The 13,697-nt window shown below is 69.3% G+C and carries 14 protein-coding genes and 1 pseudogene; 8 read left to right on the top strand and 7 right to left on the bottom strand.

Translation table 11 applies throughout. The annotated features are described in order from the left end of the window. Positions 1-30: 30 nt before the first annotated feature. On the top strand, positions 31-3,258 hold the full coding sequence (icmF, locus tag BBK82_RS28495; RefSeq protein ID WP_065921422.1) for a fused isobutyryl-CoA mutase/GTPase IcmF: 3,228 nt from the start codon (positions 31-33) through the stop codon (positions 3,256-3,258). Between the two features lie 11 nt (positions 3,259-3,269). Here the strand turns inward: icmF and BBK82_RS28500 are convergent, their stop codons facing one another. Together BBK82_RS28500 and BBK82_RS28505 are read right to left on the bottom strand one after the other, a co-directional pair. Next, positions 3,270-3,950 (bottom strand): MOSC domain-containing protein, encoded by a 681-nt coding sequence (locus BBK82_RS28500; RefSeq protein ID WP_065917743.1) that lies wholly within the window; start codon positions 3,948-3,950, stop codon positions 3,270-3,272. A gap of 2 nt (positions 3,951-3,952) precedes the next feature. Then, positions 3,953-4,387, bottom strand: coding sequence for a nuclear transport factor 2 family protein (locus tag BBK82_RS28505; RefSeq protein WP_237047626.1), 435 nt, complete (start codon positions 4,385-4,387; stop codon positions 3,953-3,955). 85 nt (positions 4,388-4,472) lie between these two features. Here BBK82_RS28505 and BBK82_RS54455 point away from each other — a divergent pair, with 85 nt between their 5' ends. Continuing rightward, the gene (locus BBK82_RS54455) at positions 4,473-5,015 is read left to right on the top strand and encodes a CGNR zinc finger domain-containing protein (protein ID WP_154697553.1); all 543 of its coding nucleotides are present in this window, start codon (positions 4,473-4,475) and stop codon (positions 5,013-5,015) included. A 110-nt stretch (positions 5,016-5,125) separates the two neighbouring features. Then, entirely contained in the window at positions 5,126-6,283 is a 1,158-nt protein-coding gene (locus BBK82_RS28515; protein ID WP_065917745.1) for a hypothetical protein, read from the top strand. A gap of 67 nt (positions 6,284-6,350) precedes the next feature. On the opposite strand, the gene BBK82_RS28520 is transcribed toward BBK82_RS28515, so the two are convergent. Beyond that, complete coding sequence (locus BBK82_RS28520; RefSeq protein ID WP_065917746.1) at positions 6,351-6,701, bottom strand: hypothetical protein; 351 nt, start codon at positions 6,699-6,701, stop codon at positions 6,351-6,353. 49 nt (positions 6,702-6,750) lie between these two features. Here BBK82_RS28520 and BBK82_RS28525 point away from each other — a divergent pair, with 49 nt between their 5' ends. After that, complete coding sequence (locus tag BBK82_RS28525) at positions 6,751-6,978, top strand: hypothetical protein (RefSeq protein ID WP_065917747.1); 228 nt, start codon at positions 6,751-6,753, stop codon at positions 6,976-6,978. A gap of 98 nt (positions 6,979-7,076) precedes the next feature. Continuing rightward, positions 7,077-8,723, top strand: coding sequence for a sensor histidine kinase (locus BBK82_RS28530; protein ID WP_065917748.1), 1,647 nt, complete (start codon positions 7,077-7,079; stop codon positions 8,721-8,723). 6 nt (positions 8,724-8,729) lie between these two features. On the opposite strand, the gene BBK82_RS28535 is transcribed toward BBK82_RS28530, so the two are convergent. After that, positions 8,730-9,380 (bottom strand): response regulator, encoded by a 651-nt coding sequence (locus tag BBK82_RS28535; RefSeq protein ID WP_065917749.1) that lies wholly within the window; start codon positions 9,378-9,380, stop codon positions 8,730-8,732. A gap of 83 nt (positions 9,381-9,463) precedes the next feature. Here BBK82_RS28535 and BBK82_RS28540 point away from each other — a divergent pair, with 83 nt between their 5' ends. Beyond that, the gene (locus tag BBK82_RS28540; protein WP_065917750.1) at positions 9,464-10,267 is read left to right on the top strand and encodes a universal stress protein; all 804 of its coding nucleotides are present in this window, start codon (positions 9,464-9,466) and stop codon (positions 10,265-10,267) included. On the opposite strand, the gene BBK82_RS28545 is transcribed toward BBK82_RS28540, so the two are convergent. Beyond that, a complete protein-coding gene (locus BBK82_RS28545) occupies positions 10,254-10,811 on the bottom strand; it encodes a YceI family protein (protein ID WP_065917751.1) in 558 nt (185 codons plus the stop codon). The two genes, BBK82_RS28540 and BBK82_RS28545, sit on opposite strands and share 14 nt — an antisense overlap. A gap of 209 nt (positions 10,812-11,020) precedes the next feature. Here BBK82_RS28545 and BBK82_RS56375 point away from each other — a divergent pair. Then, positions 11,021-11,131 (top strand): annotated as a pseudogene (locus tag BBK82_RS56375) (MarR family transcriptional regulator); the annotation flags it as partial. Between the two features lie 213 nt (positions 11,132-11,344). Here the strand turns inward: BBK82_RS56375 and BBK82_RS54460 are convergent. Further along, the gene (locus BBK82_RS54460; protein WP_065917752.1) at positions 11,345-12,289 is read right to left on the bottom strand and encodes a GlxA family transcriptional regulator; all 945 of its coding nucleotides are present in this window, start codon (positions 12,287-12,289) and stop codon (positions 11,345-11,347) included. Positions 12,290-12,360: 71 nt separating this feature from the next. On the opposite strand from BBK82_RS54460, the gene BBK82_RS50640 reads away from it, so the two are divergent. Further along, positions 12,361-12,510: a hypothetical protein gene (locus BBK82_RS50640; RefSeq protein ID WP_154697554.1), complete on the top strand. Its 150-nt coding sequence runs from the start codon at positions 12,361-12,363 to the stop codon at positions 12,508-12,510. Between the two features lie 42 nt (positions 12,511-12,552). Here the strand turns inward: BBK82_RS50640 and BBK82_RS28555 are convergent, their stop codons facing one another. Next, a complete protein-coding gene (locus tag BBK82_RS28555) occupies positions 12,553-13,677 on the bottom strand; it encodes a citrate synthase/methylcitrate synthase (RefSeq protein WP_065917753.1) in 1,125 nt (374 codons plus the stop codon). Positions 13,678-13,697 lie beyond the last annotated feature (20 nt).

The following is a 13,697-nucleotide window of genomic DNA, read 5'->3' on the forward strand; positions in this document are numbered from 1 at the left end:
ATAGTAGGAAGTCAAACTATTCTCATGACGATGCCGTCTTCTGGGACGTCCCCCGCGCCCGCGTTGCACAAGCCGGTCAACCCGGTGCGCTTCGTGACCGCGTCCAGCCTCTTCGACGGCCACGACGCGGCCATCAACATCATGCGACGCATCCTGCAGTCGCAGGGTGCGGAGGTCATCCACCTCGGGCACAACCGGTCGGTGGCGGAGGTCGTGAACGCGGCGATCCAGGAGGACGCGCAGGGCATCGCCATCAGCGCCTACCAGGGCGGGCACGTCGAGTACTTCTCGTACCTGGTCGAGCTGCTGAACGAGCGCGGCGCCGGGCACATCCGGGTCTACGGCGGCGGTGGCGGCGTCATCGTGCCCGAGGAGATCGAGCTGCTGCACTCCCGCGGGGTCGCGCGGATCTTCTCGCCGCAGGACGGGCAGACGCTCGGGCTCGCCCGCATGATCAACCTGATGATCGAGGAGTGCGACCACGCGCTGACCGGTCCGTTCAGCCACGACGCGTTGCTGACCGGCGCGGACGACGCGCTGGCGCGGGCGATCACGCATATCGAGGCCGGCACGGCCGAGCCCTTGGAAACCACCCGCAAGGTGCCGGTGCTCGGCATCACGGGCACCGGTGGTTCCGGCAAGTCCTCGCTGACCGACGAGCTGGTGCGCCGGTTCCGCCTCGACCAGCAGGACAAGCTGCGCATCGCCGTGCTCGCGGTCGACCCGACCCGGCGCCGTGGCGGTGGCGCGCTGCTCGGCGACCGGATCCGGATGAACTGCCTGGATGGCAACAGGATCTTCTTCCGCTCGCTCGCCACGCGCCGTGCGGGCAGCGAGCTCCCGGACGGCCTGGAGCAGGCCATCGTGGCGTGCAAGGCCTCTGGCGCCGACCTGGTCATCGTCGAGACGCCCGGTATCGGTCAGGGTGACGCGGCGATCGTGCCGTTCGTGGACTTCTCGCTGTACGTGATGACGCCGGAGTTCGGTGCCGCGTCGCAGCTGGAGAAGATCGACATGCTCGACTACGCGGACGCCGTGGCGATCAACAAGTTCGAGCGCCGCGGTGCCGAGGACGCGCGCAGGGACGTGGCGCGGCAGATGGTGCGCAACCGCGAGGCGTTCGGGGCGAAGTGGGAGGACATGCCGGTGTACGGCACGTCTGCCGCGACGTTCAACGACGACGGCGTCACGGCGCTCTACCAGTTCCTGCGCGACGGCCTCGTGGAACACGGACTGCACGTCGAGGAAGGCGCGCTCGCACCGGTCTCCGGCAAGACGTCGACCAGTGCCTCGACGGTCGTGCCGGCGTCTCGTGCGCGCTACCTCTCCGACATCGCCGACACCGTGCGCGGCTACCACCGCAAGACCGACGAGCAGGTCGCCGCGGTCCGCGCGCACACCCAGCTCACCGCCGCGCGGAAGGCGTTGGAGACAGCCGGGAAGGCCGTGTCCGACATCGCCGAGCTCGCCTCCGACGCCGAGCGGAAGGTCGACCGCGACACGGCGGACCTGCTGAGCGGCTGGGAGCGGACGCGTGAGCAGTACAGCGGTGACGAGCTCGTGTTCACGGTGCGGGACAAGGAGATCCACACCAGGCTGACGCGGGAGACGTTGTCCGGCAACCAGGTCCGCCGGGTCAGCCTGCCCCGCCACGACGACGAGGGCTCGCTGCTGAGGTTCCTGCGCAAGGAGAACCTGCCGGGCTTCTTCCCGTACACCGCGGGCGTCTTCCCGTTCAAGCGCGAGGGCGAGGACCCGGCCCGCATGTTCGCGGGCGAGGGGGACGCGTTCCGCACCAACCGCCGCTTCAAGTACCTGTCGAAGGGCAACCCGGCCACCCGCCTGTCGACCGCGTTCGACTCGGTGACGCTCTACGGCCGCGACCCCGACACCCCGCCGGACGTCTACGGCAAGATCGGCACCTCCGGCGTCTCCATCGCGTCGCTGGACGACATGAAGGCGCTCTACGACGGCTTCGACCTGGTCGCGCCGACGACGTCGGTGTCGATGACGATCAACGGCCCGGCGCCGACGATCCTCGCGTACTTCCTGAACACGGTGATCGACCAGCAGGTCGACAGGTTCAAGGCGGAGCACGACCGCGAGCCGTCCGCGGAGGAGTACGCGACGCTGCGGGCCTTCGCGCTGGCCAACGTCCGCGGCACCGTGCAGGCCGACATCCTCAAGGAGGACCAGGGCCAGAACACCTGCATCTTCTCCACGGAGTTCTCGCTGCGCATGATGGCGGACATCCAGGAGTGGTTCATCCAGCAGCAGGTGCGCAACTTCTACTCGGTGTCGATCTCGGGCTACCACATCGCCGAGGCCGGGGCGAACCCCATCAGCCAGCTCGCGTTCACGCTCGCCAACGGGTTCACCTACGTCGAGTCGTACCTCGCGCGCGGCATGAACATCGACGACTTCGCGCCGAACCTGTCGTTCTTCTTCTCCAACGGCATGGACGCCGAGTACAGCGTCATCGGCCGCGTGGCGCGGAGGATCTGGGCCGTGGCCATGCGCGACCGCTACGGCGCCGCGGAACGGTCGCAGAAGTTCAAGTACCACGTGCAGACCTCGGGCCGCTCGCTGCACGCGCAGGAGATGGACTTCAACGACATCCGCACCACGCTGCAGGCCCTGTGTGCGCTGTACGACAACTGCAACTCCTTGCACACCAACGCCTACGACGAGGCCATCACCACCCCGACCGAGTCGTCCGTGCGCCGTGCGATGGCCATCCAGATGATCATCAACAAGGAGTGGGGCCTGTCCGCGAACGAGAACCCGCTGCAGGGCTCGTTCGTCATCGACGAGCTGACCGACCTCGTCGAAGAGGCCGTGCTGATGGAGTTCGACCGCATCTCCGAACGCGGCGGCGTCCTCGGCGCGATGGAGACCGGCTACCAGCGCGGCCGCATCCAGGACGAGTCGATGCTCTACGAACAGCGCAAGCACGACGGCTCGCTGCCGTTGATCGGCGTCAACACCTTCCTGCCGGAGGACGGCACCCGCGAGGTCGTGAAGATCGAGCTCGCGCGCGCCACCGAGGAGGAGAAGGAGTCGCAGGTCGAGCGGACCCGCGCGTACCAGGCGGCGCACCGCGACGAGGCCCAGAAGGCGCTGGCCCGGCTGCGGGAGGTCGCGCAGACCAACGAGAACGTGTTCGCCGTGCTGATGGACGCGGCACGGGTGTGCACGCTCGGGCAGATCACCGAGGCGTTCTTCGAGGTGGGCGGGCAGTACCGGCGCAACATCTAGTCACACGGCAGTCACACGGCATAGGGCCGGCCGACGATCCACCCTCCCACCCGGTTGGGCAGCTCGTCGGTCGGCACCAGCTCCACCGCGTCACCCACGTCCACCACACCCGGCCGCACCACCCAGCTGTCGAGGCACAGCACGCCGCCGAACTCGTTCCGGATCCGCCGGTGCACGTCCAGGTCCTGCGCCCCGGTGTCCGGGTCGATCGTCGTGACCACGCACCGCGCCCGCTGCTGGTACATCCCGATCACCACGTCACCGACCACGAGCGCGTGCCCCGGCCAGGTCTCCTCCTCACCGGCCTCGACGCCGCCGATCAGGATGGTGGGCCGCAGCCGCCGCACGTCCACCCCGGCCGCCGCCACCTGACCGTCCGTGGCGACCAGCACGTTGAGCACGTCGAACCGCTCCGGCCCGGTGTACGCGGTCAGCCGGCCGCCGAACGGGAGCACCTTCTCGTGGGCCTGCCGGCTGTCCCAGGGATGTCCGTCGACCAGCGGGCCATCAGGGCCCGTGGTCGCCGGGATCGTCAGCAGGCCGTACCGGGTGCGGCCGGTCAGAACCCCGCGCGGGCCCTGCACGTGCACGAGCCGGTCGCCCTCCACGCCGTCGGAGGTGAAGGTGGCCTGCCGGAGCTCCTCGCCACCCAGCGACTTCACCGGGTATCGCCACAACGCCTTGACGTACATCGCTACTCCGTCGGGATCTCGTAGGTCGACAAGGGGTCGATGCGCCGGTCCGCGACGGCGATCCGCACGTCGTTGATGCTCGCCTCGCGCCGCGCCATCAGACCGGACGGCGCGAACTCCCAGTTCTCGTTGCCGTAGCTGCGCCACCACTGGCCCTCGTCGTCGTGCCACTCGTACTGGAACCGCACGGCGATTCGGTCGTCGCCGAACGCCCACAGCGACTTGCGCAGCACATACTCGTGCTCGCGCTCCCACTTGCGGGTCAGGAACGCCACGATCTCGTCGGTGCCGCGAACGAACTCGGACCGGTTGCGCCACACCGAGTCCGGTGTGTAGGCGCGCGCTACGCGGTGGGGGTCGCGGGTGTTCCAGGCGTCCTGCGCGGCCTGCACCTTCTGACGGGCGGTGTCGGCGTCGAACGGTGGCACGAGGCTCACGGCGTGCGTCCTTTCCAACGGTTGAATTGCGTTGCAAACGTTAAACATCGCACTAACGGATGCAAGCACGTGTTACCGTTAGGCTGTGTTGACCCCCGACGAGCCGCGTCCGGTGCTGCTCATGAACACGATCTGGGCGAGCCGGTCGCAGGTGCACGACGACCTGACGACCGTCGCTGGGCTGAACGAGTTCCTCGGCTTCCCGGCGGGGGAGGACGACCTGCGGGCGTTCCGCACGCTGCGCCAGGCCCTGCGCGACCTCGCCGCCGTGCTCACCCAGGACACGCGTGCGGTCGCCCAGAACCGCGATCTCGCCAGGGCGGTCCAGGACCTCAACCTCGCCGCCAGACGCGCGACCGAGTGGCCGCAGATCGTGGAAGAGGACGGAAAACTGGTGCGGCACAACGAAGGCGAGGGCTCGCCGGCGGACCGCGCGCTGGCCTCGATCGCCGCCGAGGCGGTCGAGCTCCTCACCGGCGAGCAGCACGTGCAGCTGCGAGCCTGTTACGCGCCAGGCTGTGTGCTCTACTTCGTGAAGGACCACCCGCGGCGGGAGTGGTGTTCACCGGGCTGCGGCAACCGGGTCCGCGCCGCACGACACTACCGGCGCAACCGGGCTGGCGACTGAGCGAATCCCCTGGTCCGAACGGGTTTTCCTGCTCGCGGGGGCTACACATGAGCCGCTCCGGTTCCGATGAGTGGACAAGGGTGCGCTTTTTTGTGTGGTGGTGATCCGCGATGTCCCGAGAATCCGTACCAGGCCACGACATCAGCTATCACCTCGTCTGTTTCGACGAGACCGGCAACGAGCGGGGGCACGACAGCGCGGACGTCATACGTGACGCCCGCGCCGGTGTCACCGATGTCTTCTTCTTCGTGCACGGGTGGAACGGCGACGTTCCCGCCGCCCGGCACCACTACGGGCAGTGGGTCGCGACGATGGCCGCCTGCCGAGCGGAACGTGAAGCGGCACACCGGCTTCCCGGTGGTTTCAAGTCGCTCCTCGTCGGCCTGCACTGGCCGTCGAAGGCGTGGGGCGACGAGGACGTGCGTTCCGAGGAGTTCGTCAGGGCGTCGGCCGCGAGACTCGGCGGTGGAGCCGCGCGCACGGCAGCGGTGCGCACGATCGTCGAGGCGGCGCTGCGACACCCGTGCCGGATGTCGCCCGCGGTCAAGGAGGCCTACGTCTACCTGGAGGGCTCGATCCCGGACCTGCCCGGCGAGGACGGCACGCCGTTCGACCCGCAGCAGCTCTACCGGGCCTGCCTGGAGGACCCGGCGCTCGGCGGGATCCTGTCGCCGCTGCGGATCCTGACGTTCTGGAAGATGAAGCGGCGGGCGCGGGTGTTCGGCGAGAGCGGCGCGGCCAGGATCGCGCGCGAGGTGGCCCAGGCGGCACCGAACGCGCGGGTCCACCTGATGGGCCACAGCTTCGGCTGCATCACCGCGACCGCGATGGCGTCCGTGGTGCCGCCGGCGACGCTGACCCTCGTGCAGGGCGCGATGTCGCTGTGGTCGTTCGCGGAACGGCTGCCGGGTGAACCGGGCGCCGGCTACTTCCGCGGTGTGCTCGGCAGGGTGCCCGGCCCGATCATCGTCACGACCTCGACGCACGACCACGCGATCGGCCGGTTCTACCCGCTGGCCGCGCGGTCGGGCCGGCAGCTCGACCTCGACGAGTACCCGAAGTACGGCGGCATCGGCGCGCACGGTGTGCAGGGCACCTACGCGCACGGCCACCGCGTCGGTGCCGTCGGCGAGCTGACCAGGGGACAGGTGCACAACGTCGACTGCTCGTCGGTGATCCGGCGCGTCGACGGGATCGCGGGCGCCCACAACGACATCTGCCACCCCGAGCTCGCTCGGGTGCTGTGGAGGGCGGTGCTGTCGCGCTAGACCGACCCCGGTTCGCGCCCGTCCCGTGCCGCGGGCAAGACCCCCGCGCGGCACGGGACGGGCACGGTCACCCCGTGCCCAGCCGCAGGACCACCTGCGGCACCAGCGTGTTGCCGAGGCACGGGCGCAGGTCCGCGCGCAACGCGGACAGGCTCACCGGGTGCTGCACGGGAGCGACCACCGCGCCGACGGTCGCCGCCGTCAGCACGACCCGCTGCACCGCTTGTCCCGCACGGATCTCGGCTGCCGCGCCCTGGTTGAACGTGCACAGCACCAGGTCGGGCGAGTCCGCCGTCACGTGCAGCCACGCGCGTTCGACCTCCGCGGCCCGCGACAGCAGCCCGCGCCAGGCGCCGACCTCGGGGAAGGTCGTCCACGTGCGACGGTGCGCGCGCACGGCGTGCAGCAGCGCCAGCACGTCCGGGTCGGGTGCCTGGTGCCGCCAGCCGCACGGCCGCGGCGGCGTTGTGCGCGCTCGGGCCGGGCAGCAGCGTCACCAGTGGGCGGATGCCGCGGGCCTGCAGCGCCAGCCGGACGTTCAGCAGCGCCTTCCCGCAGGCCAGCCGGTCCTCGCGGCTGCGCGTGCTCGTGTGCAGCTCGATCTGCTCGGGACGCACCTGGAACCGCACCTGTGGTGTGGAGGAGGTCGCGAGCGCGAGGACACCGCGCACGTCCTCACCCGCGAGTCCGAGTGAGTCGGGCACGACGACGGTCATGCCCACCACTGTCCGGTCGCGGCGGCGGTGCGAACATGGTCAAAGGTCCCCACTTGCCAGGGCCGTGCGATGGCCTGATGTGTGCGACGCTGATCGCCGTGTCCACGCCTCCCGGCCGCCGAGACCTCGACGAGCTGCTCGACGAGGTGCGTGACCGCATGGACGAGATCGTCACCACCCGTGACCACATGCAGGAGCTGCTCGGCGCGGTGCTCGCGGTGGCGTCCGGGCTGGAGCTGGAGTCGACGCTGGAGCGCATCGTGCAGGCCGCCGTCGACCTGGTCGGCGCCCGTTACGGCGCACTGGGTGTGCTGGGGACGCGCGACGACCTGGCCGAGTTCGTCTACGTGGGAGTCGACGAACGGACGAGCGCGACGATGGGGCACCTGCCGGAGGGCAAGGGCCTGCTCGGACTGCTGATCAAGGACCCGACCCCGCTGCGGCTGCGCGACCTCGCCGGGCACGACATGTCGGTCGGCTTCCCGCCGAACCACCCGCCGATGCACAGCTTCCTCGGCGTGCCCGTGCGGGTGCGCGACGAGGTGTTCGGCAACCTCTACATGACCGAGAAGATCGACGCCGCCGAGTTCACCTCCGACGACGAGGCCGTGCTGCAGGCACTGGCGGCCGCCGCGGGCATCGCGATCGACAACGCCAGGCTGTTCGAGCGGTCGCGGATGCGCGAGCGGTGGCTGGAGGCGATCGGCGAGGTCAACTCCGAGCTGCTCGGCGGCGCGTCCGGCGAGTACGCGCTGCGCCTGATCACCCAGCGGACCGTCGAGCTGGCCGCAGCCGACTCGGCCCTGGTGGTGCTCGGTGACGGCCAGCACACACCGGTCACGGTGGCGGCGCACGCGGGCGCGAAGCTCGACGGCTTCGACCCCGCCGCCCACCCCGTCGACGAGGTGATCCGCTCCGGCCTGCCGCTGCTGGCCGACGACGTGGGTTCGGCGTTCGGCCCGGCGCTGGCCGTCCCGCTGCGCTCAGGCTCGCTGGTCACCGGTGCGCTGGTGGTGCTGCGCCGCGGCGGTGAGTCGCGGTTCATGCCCGACCAGGTCCCGATGCTCGCCTCGTTCGCCGACCAGGCCGCGGTGGCGCTGGAGTTCGCCGAGCAGCAACGCTCGCAGCGGCTGCTCTACGTGCTGGAGGACCGCGACCGAATTGCCCGCGACCTGCACGACCACGTGATCCAGCGGCTGTTCGTCACCGGCCTCACCCTGCAGGCCACCATGCGCCGCATCACCGAACCCGAGGTCGCCGCCCGCCTGCGCACCGCCGTCGAACAGCTCGACGAGACCGTGCGCGAGATCCGCACCTCGATCTTCGACCTGCACTCCACCGACAACACCTCACTGCGCCGCCGCCTGCTCGACCTGGTGGCCGGCCTGACCGAGTCCACCCACCTGTCACCGGCCGTGCGGATGTCCGGCACCGTCGACAACTCCGTGCCACCCGAGCTCGCCGAACACGTCGAGGCGGTGGTGCGCGAGGCCGTGACGAACGCGGTCCGGCACGCCGAGGCCACCGAGCTGACCGTGCTGATCGACGCGGGCGAGGACGTGGTGGTCACCGTGCAGGACAACGGGATCGGCATGCCACCGGACGTGGCGCGCAGTGGGCTGCGCAACCTGGCGCACCGGGCGGCGCAGTTCGGCGGGACGTTCGCGGTGCGGGGGACCGAGGGTGGCGGCGCGTGCGTGGTGTGGCGGGTTCCGTTGAGCTGACCGGCGTCAGCGGGGCCTCTCGCCGTCCCTGCGGAACTGCGACGCGAACACCGCGGCCTGCGTGCGGCGCTGCATGCCGAGCTTCGCCAGCAGGTGCGAGACGTAGTTCTTGACCGTCTTCTCGGCGAGGAACATCCGCTCGGCGATCTGGCGGTTCGTGAGGCCCTCGCCGATGAGGTCGAGGACCGTGCGCTCCTGCTCGCTGAGCATGCGCAGCGGGTCGCCCTCCTCGCGTTCGCGGCGGATGCGGTTGAGCAGGGCGCTGGTGGTGCGGGCGTCGAGCAGCGACTGGCCGGCGGCGACCGTGCGGACCGCGTTGACGAGGTCGGCGCCCAGGATCTGCTTCAGCACGAAGCCGGAGGCGCCCGCCATGATCGCGTCGAACAGGGCCTCGTCGTCGGCGAAGCTGGTGAGCATCAGGCACTGCAGGCCCGGCAGGCGGTTGCGCAGCTCGCGGCACAGCTCGATGCCGTTGCCGTCGGGCAGGCGGATGTCGAGCACCGCCACGTCGGCCTGGGAGCCCGGCACCTTGGCCAGTGCCTCCGCGACCGACGCGGCGTCACCGACCACCTCCAGGTCGGACTCCTCGCCGAGCAGGTCCGCGATGCCGCGGCGGACGATCTCGTGGTCGTCGACGAGGAAAACGCGCGTCGCCATCCGGCCACGGTAGCCCAAAGTCCCTGCCAGGAGGGGACCAACGGCACGCGGCCCGCTACGCCGATCGGGCATACGTTGGGATCATGAGCGGACTTCCGGTGGTGGTCGGCGTCGACGGTTCCTCGTCCGCGCTCACGGCCGTGGCGTGGGCCGCGCGGGCCTGCGCGCTGCACTCGGCGCCGTTGCGGCTGGTGCACGCGTACACGTTGCCGACGCGTGGTTATCCCGAAGTCATCTCATCGGCGCGTGAGCTCAGATCCGCGATGTACGACCAAGGGCGGATGTGGCTTTCTCAAGCCGTGGCTGTCGCACGAACGGAAGCGCCTGACGTTGCCGTGGAACACGATCTGCGAATGGAACACCCGACGCCCGTGCTGATCGAGGAGTCGCGACGCGCGCGTGAGGTCGTGGTGGGATCACACGGCCTGGGCGGGTTCACCGGTGCGTTGGTGGGTTCTACTGCCGTGGCGTTGTCGCAGCACGGTGAGTGTCCCGTAGTAGTTGTGCGTGGCGGCGTGCACGACGGGCCCGTGGTCGTGGGTGTCGACCTGTCCCCCGAGTCGGACCCGGCGCTGGGATTCGGGTTCGAGGAGGCGGCCGCCGCTCGGGTGCCGCTGGTGGCCGCGCTGGCGCACCTGGACGAGCAGTCGTCGCTGCTGTCGACGCGGCTGGCCGGGTGGGTGGAGAAGTACCCGGACGTGGAGGTCGAGCAGCGGGTGGTGGGGGAGCGGCCGGTCCCCCTGCTGGTGGAGCTGGGGGAACGCGCCGCACTGCTGGTGGTGGGTTCACGGGGGCGTGGCGGTTTCGCCGGGATGCTGCTCGGGTCCACCTCGCAGGCCCTGATCTACCACGCCCCGTGCCCGGTGGCCGTCGTCAGGCCTGCTTGATCGCGGAGATCTCGAACTCCAGGACGACCTTCTCGCTGACCAGCACGCCGCCGGTCTCCAGCGCCGCGTTCCAGGTGACGCCGTAGTCCTTGCGGTTGATGGTGTGCGAGCCCTCGAAGCCCACGCGGGTGTTGCCGAACGGGTCGACGGCCACGCCCTCGAAGGCGAACGGGATGGTGATGCTCTTGGTGACGTCCTTGATCGTCAGGTCACCGGTGATCTCGAAGTTGTCGGCGTCGACCTGCTTGGCGGAGGTCGAGACGAACTTGATCTCCGGGTAGGTCTCGACGTCGAGGAAGTCGTTGGTGGTGAGGTGGCCGTCGCGCTGCGCGTTGCGGGTGTCGATGCTCGCGACCTTGAGGCTCACCTCGGCCGTGGTGTTCTCCGGCTTGTCACCGTCGATCTTGATCTTGCCGTCGAACTCGTTGAACGCGCCACGAACCTTGGTGACCATCGCGTGGCGGGCGACGAAGCCGATGCGGGAGTGCGAGACGTCGATGACGTAGTCGCCGGTCAGTTCGGAGAGGTTGGTGGCCGTGGTCATGGTGCTCAGTCCTTCGGTCGCTCGGGTTGGTTGAACTGTCATCTACCCTGCCTCAACCCTGGATGATGTGTCAACTATTCCCGTATGCTGAGCTGGTGACACGATGGCTTGAACCTGGACAACAACGGGCGTGGCGTGCCTACGTCCGCATGCAAGGGGAGCTGAACGCGCATCTGAGCAGGCAGATGGCCGTTGACTCCGACATCTCCATGGCCGACTTCGCCGTGCTCGTCCAGCTGACCGACACGCCGGAGGAACGCGTCCGCGTGCTCGAGCTCGCCCGCTCGCTGCACTGGGAGAAGAGCCGCATCTCACACCACATCGGGCGGATGGAGAAGCGCGGGCTGGTCGCGCGCGACGCCTGCACCAGCGACGGCCGCGGCTCGTACGTGGTGCTGACCGAGCAGGGGCGCGCGGCGATCGAGGCGGCGGCCCCCCGTCATGCCGAGACCGTGCACCACCTGGTGTTCGACCTGCTCGGCGAGGACGAGGTCGAGTCGCTGAGGACGATCTCGGAGAAGATCTTCACGCGCCTAACGACAGGCGAATGTGCGGCGGTAGTCGCTCGGTGCGACGCCGACGACCCGGTGGAAGTGGTGCCGCAGGAGTGCGGCGGCGCCGAAGCCCGACCTGGTCGCGACGGCGTCGACGTCGAGGTCGGTCTCTTCGAGCAACCGGCGGGCGTGAAGCACCCGTTGGAGTGACAGCCACTTGTTCGGCGTGGTGCCGGTCTCCGCGACGAACCGCCGGGCGAACGTCCGCTCGGACATGACGGCGAGCTTCGCCATCGACGCCACCGTGTGGTTGTCCGCGATCGTGTCGAGCACCTGTTCCAGCACGGGTTCGAGGCTGTCCGAGCTGCACTCGGGGATGGGGAGCTCCACGTACTGCCGCTGACCGCCGTCGCGCTGCGGCGGGACGACCATCCTGCGCGCGATGGTCGTGGCGATCTTGGTGCCGAGCTCGCGGCGGACCAGGTGCAGGCAGGCGTCGATGCCCGCGGCGGTGCCGGCGCTGGTGATGATGTTGCCGTCGTCGACGAACAGCACGTCCGGGTCGACGTGCGCCTTGGGGAACCGCTCTTTGAAGGTTGTGGTCTCGCGCCAGTGGGTGGTGCAGCGGCGGTCGTCGAGCAGGCCGGCCTCGCCCAGGATGAACGCCCCGCTGCAGACGCTGAGCAGCGTCGCGCCGGTCTCCCGCAGGGTCTTGAGCAGCTTCTCCGGGTAGGTCTGGCGGATCTTGGCCGCCGGCAGCGCGACGAGGTCGACGTCGAGCATGGCCTCGAAACCGTGCTCCGGCGTGATCGTCAGGCCGGGGATGCTGGTCTGCACCGGCTGGTTCGGGAGCTCGCCGCACACCCGGAAGTCGACCAGCGGCACGCCCTCCTCGGTCCGGTCGATGCCGAACACCTCGCAGAGCACGCCGAACTCGAACGGCGCGACGCCGTTGATGAGCGGAACCGCCACTGACCGGAGCATGGCAGGATATTAGCGCGCGTCGTCAGATCTGCCACTGTTGGCGGGATATTGCCGGTCGCAAACTTACTGACATGACTCTTGCAGCGATCGTCCTGGTAGTGGCAGTCATCTCGGTCTGGCTGGACCGGCACCGCGACCGCAGTGCCGGCCTGGCGGGCTCCTCCGACGTCGTCGACCGCGACCGCATCCGCGTGCGCGACGACATCCGGTACCTCACTTGATCACCTGGTGCTTGATCACCCGGTTCGGCCACCTGTTTCGGATCACCTGGTGCCGGTCTTCTCGATCCTCGGCTGCGGACCCGTGTAGCGGGCGATCGGGCGGATGATCTTCGTGTCCTCGGACTGCTCGAGCGCGTTGGCACACCACCCGATTACCCGGCTGCACGCGAACGTCGGCGTGAACATCTCGCGCGGGATGCCGCACTGCTCCATCAGCACGCCCGCGTAGAACTCGACGTTCGCGTACAGCTGCCGGCCGGGCTTGAGCTCGGCCAGCAGCTCGGTGACCTTCTGCTCGACCGTCGTGGCGAACTCGGTGAGCGGGGTCGGCCGCTGCTGGGCGATCTCCTTGAGCAGCCGTGCCCGCGGGTCCTCCGTCTTGTAGACGGCGTGCCCGAACCCCATGATCCGGTTGCCCTGCTCGATCTGCTCGCGCACCCACGCGTCGATGTTGTCTCTTGTGCCGATCAGGTCGAGGCTTTCCAGCGCCCGGTCCGGCGCGCCGCCGTGCAGCGGCCCGGAGAACGTGCCGATCGCCGCCGTCACCGCCGACACGACGTCGGCTCCCGAGCTCGCGACCACGCGCGCGGTGAAGGTGGACGCGTTGAACCCGTGGTCGATCGTCGCGATCAAGTACTGCTCGACTGCACGGCTCGTCCACGTTGACGGCTCCAGTCCAGTCAACATGTACAACCAGTTCGCCGACGTTGACAAATCAACCCTGGGGTTGACCGGATCAAGTCCGAGCTTGAGCCGGTGCAGTGCGGCCAGGATCGTCGGGGTCACCGCACACACTCGAAGCGCGTCCGCCTTGCGCGACGCCATCGGTGCGTCCCACATCGGCTGCGACGGCAGCAGTGACAGCGCCGTCCGCAGTCCGGCCAGTGGCGTGACCCCTGATTTCGCGATCTCGGGCAGGACCGCGTTGATGCTGGCGGGCAACTCCCGCAGAGCGGCTGTCCGCTGTGCGAACAGCGCGCTTTCTTCCTCGTTCGGGAGGCGTCCCTCCGTGAAGAGGAACCAGACGTCCTCGAACGACCGGGTCCTGGCCAGCTCGATCGCGTCGTGCTCGCGGTAGTGGTAGTAACCCGCGGCGCCGTTGACATCCCCGATCAGGGTGGTGGTGACGACGACGTCTTTAAGCCCTTTGGGTGCATCAATCAACATGGACAAGAGAGTCCGTCAAC

The organism is Lentzea guizhouensis (assembly GCF_001701025.1).
GTDB lineage: Bacteria > Actinomycetota > Actinomycetes > Mycobacteriales > Pseudonocardiaceae > Lentzea > Lentzea guizhouensis.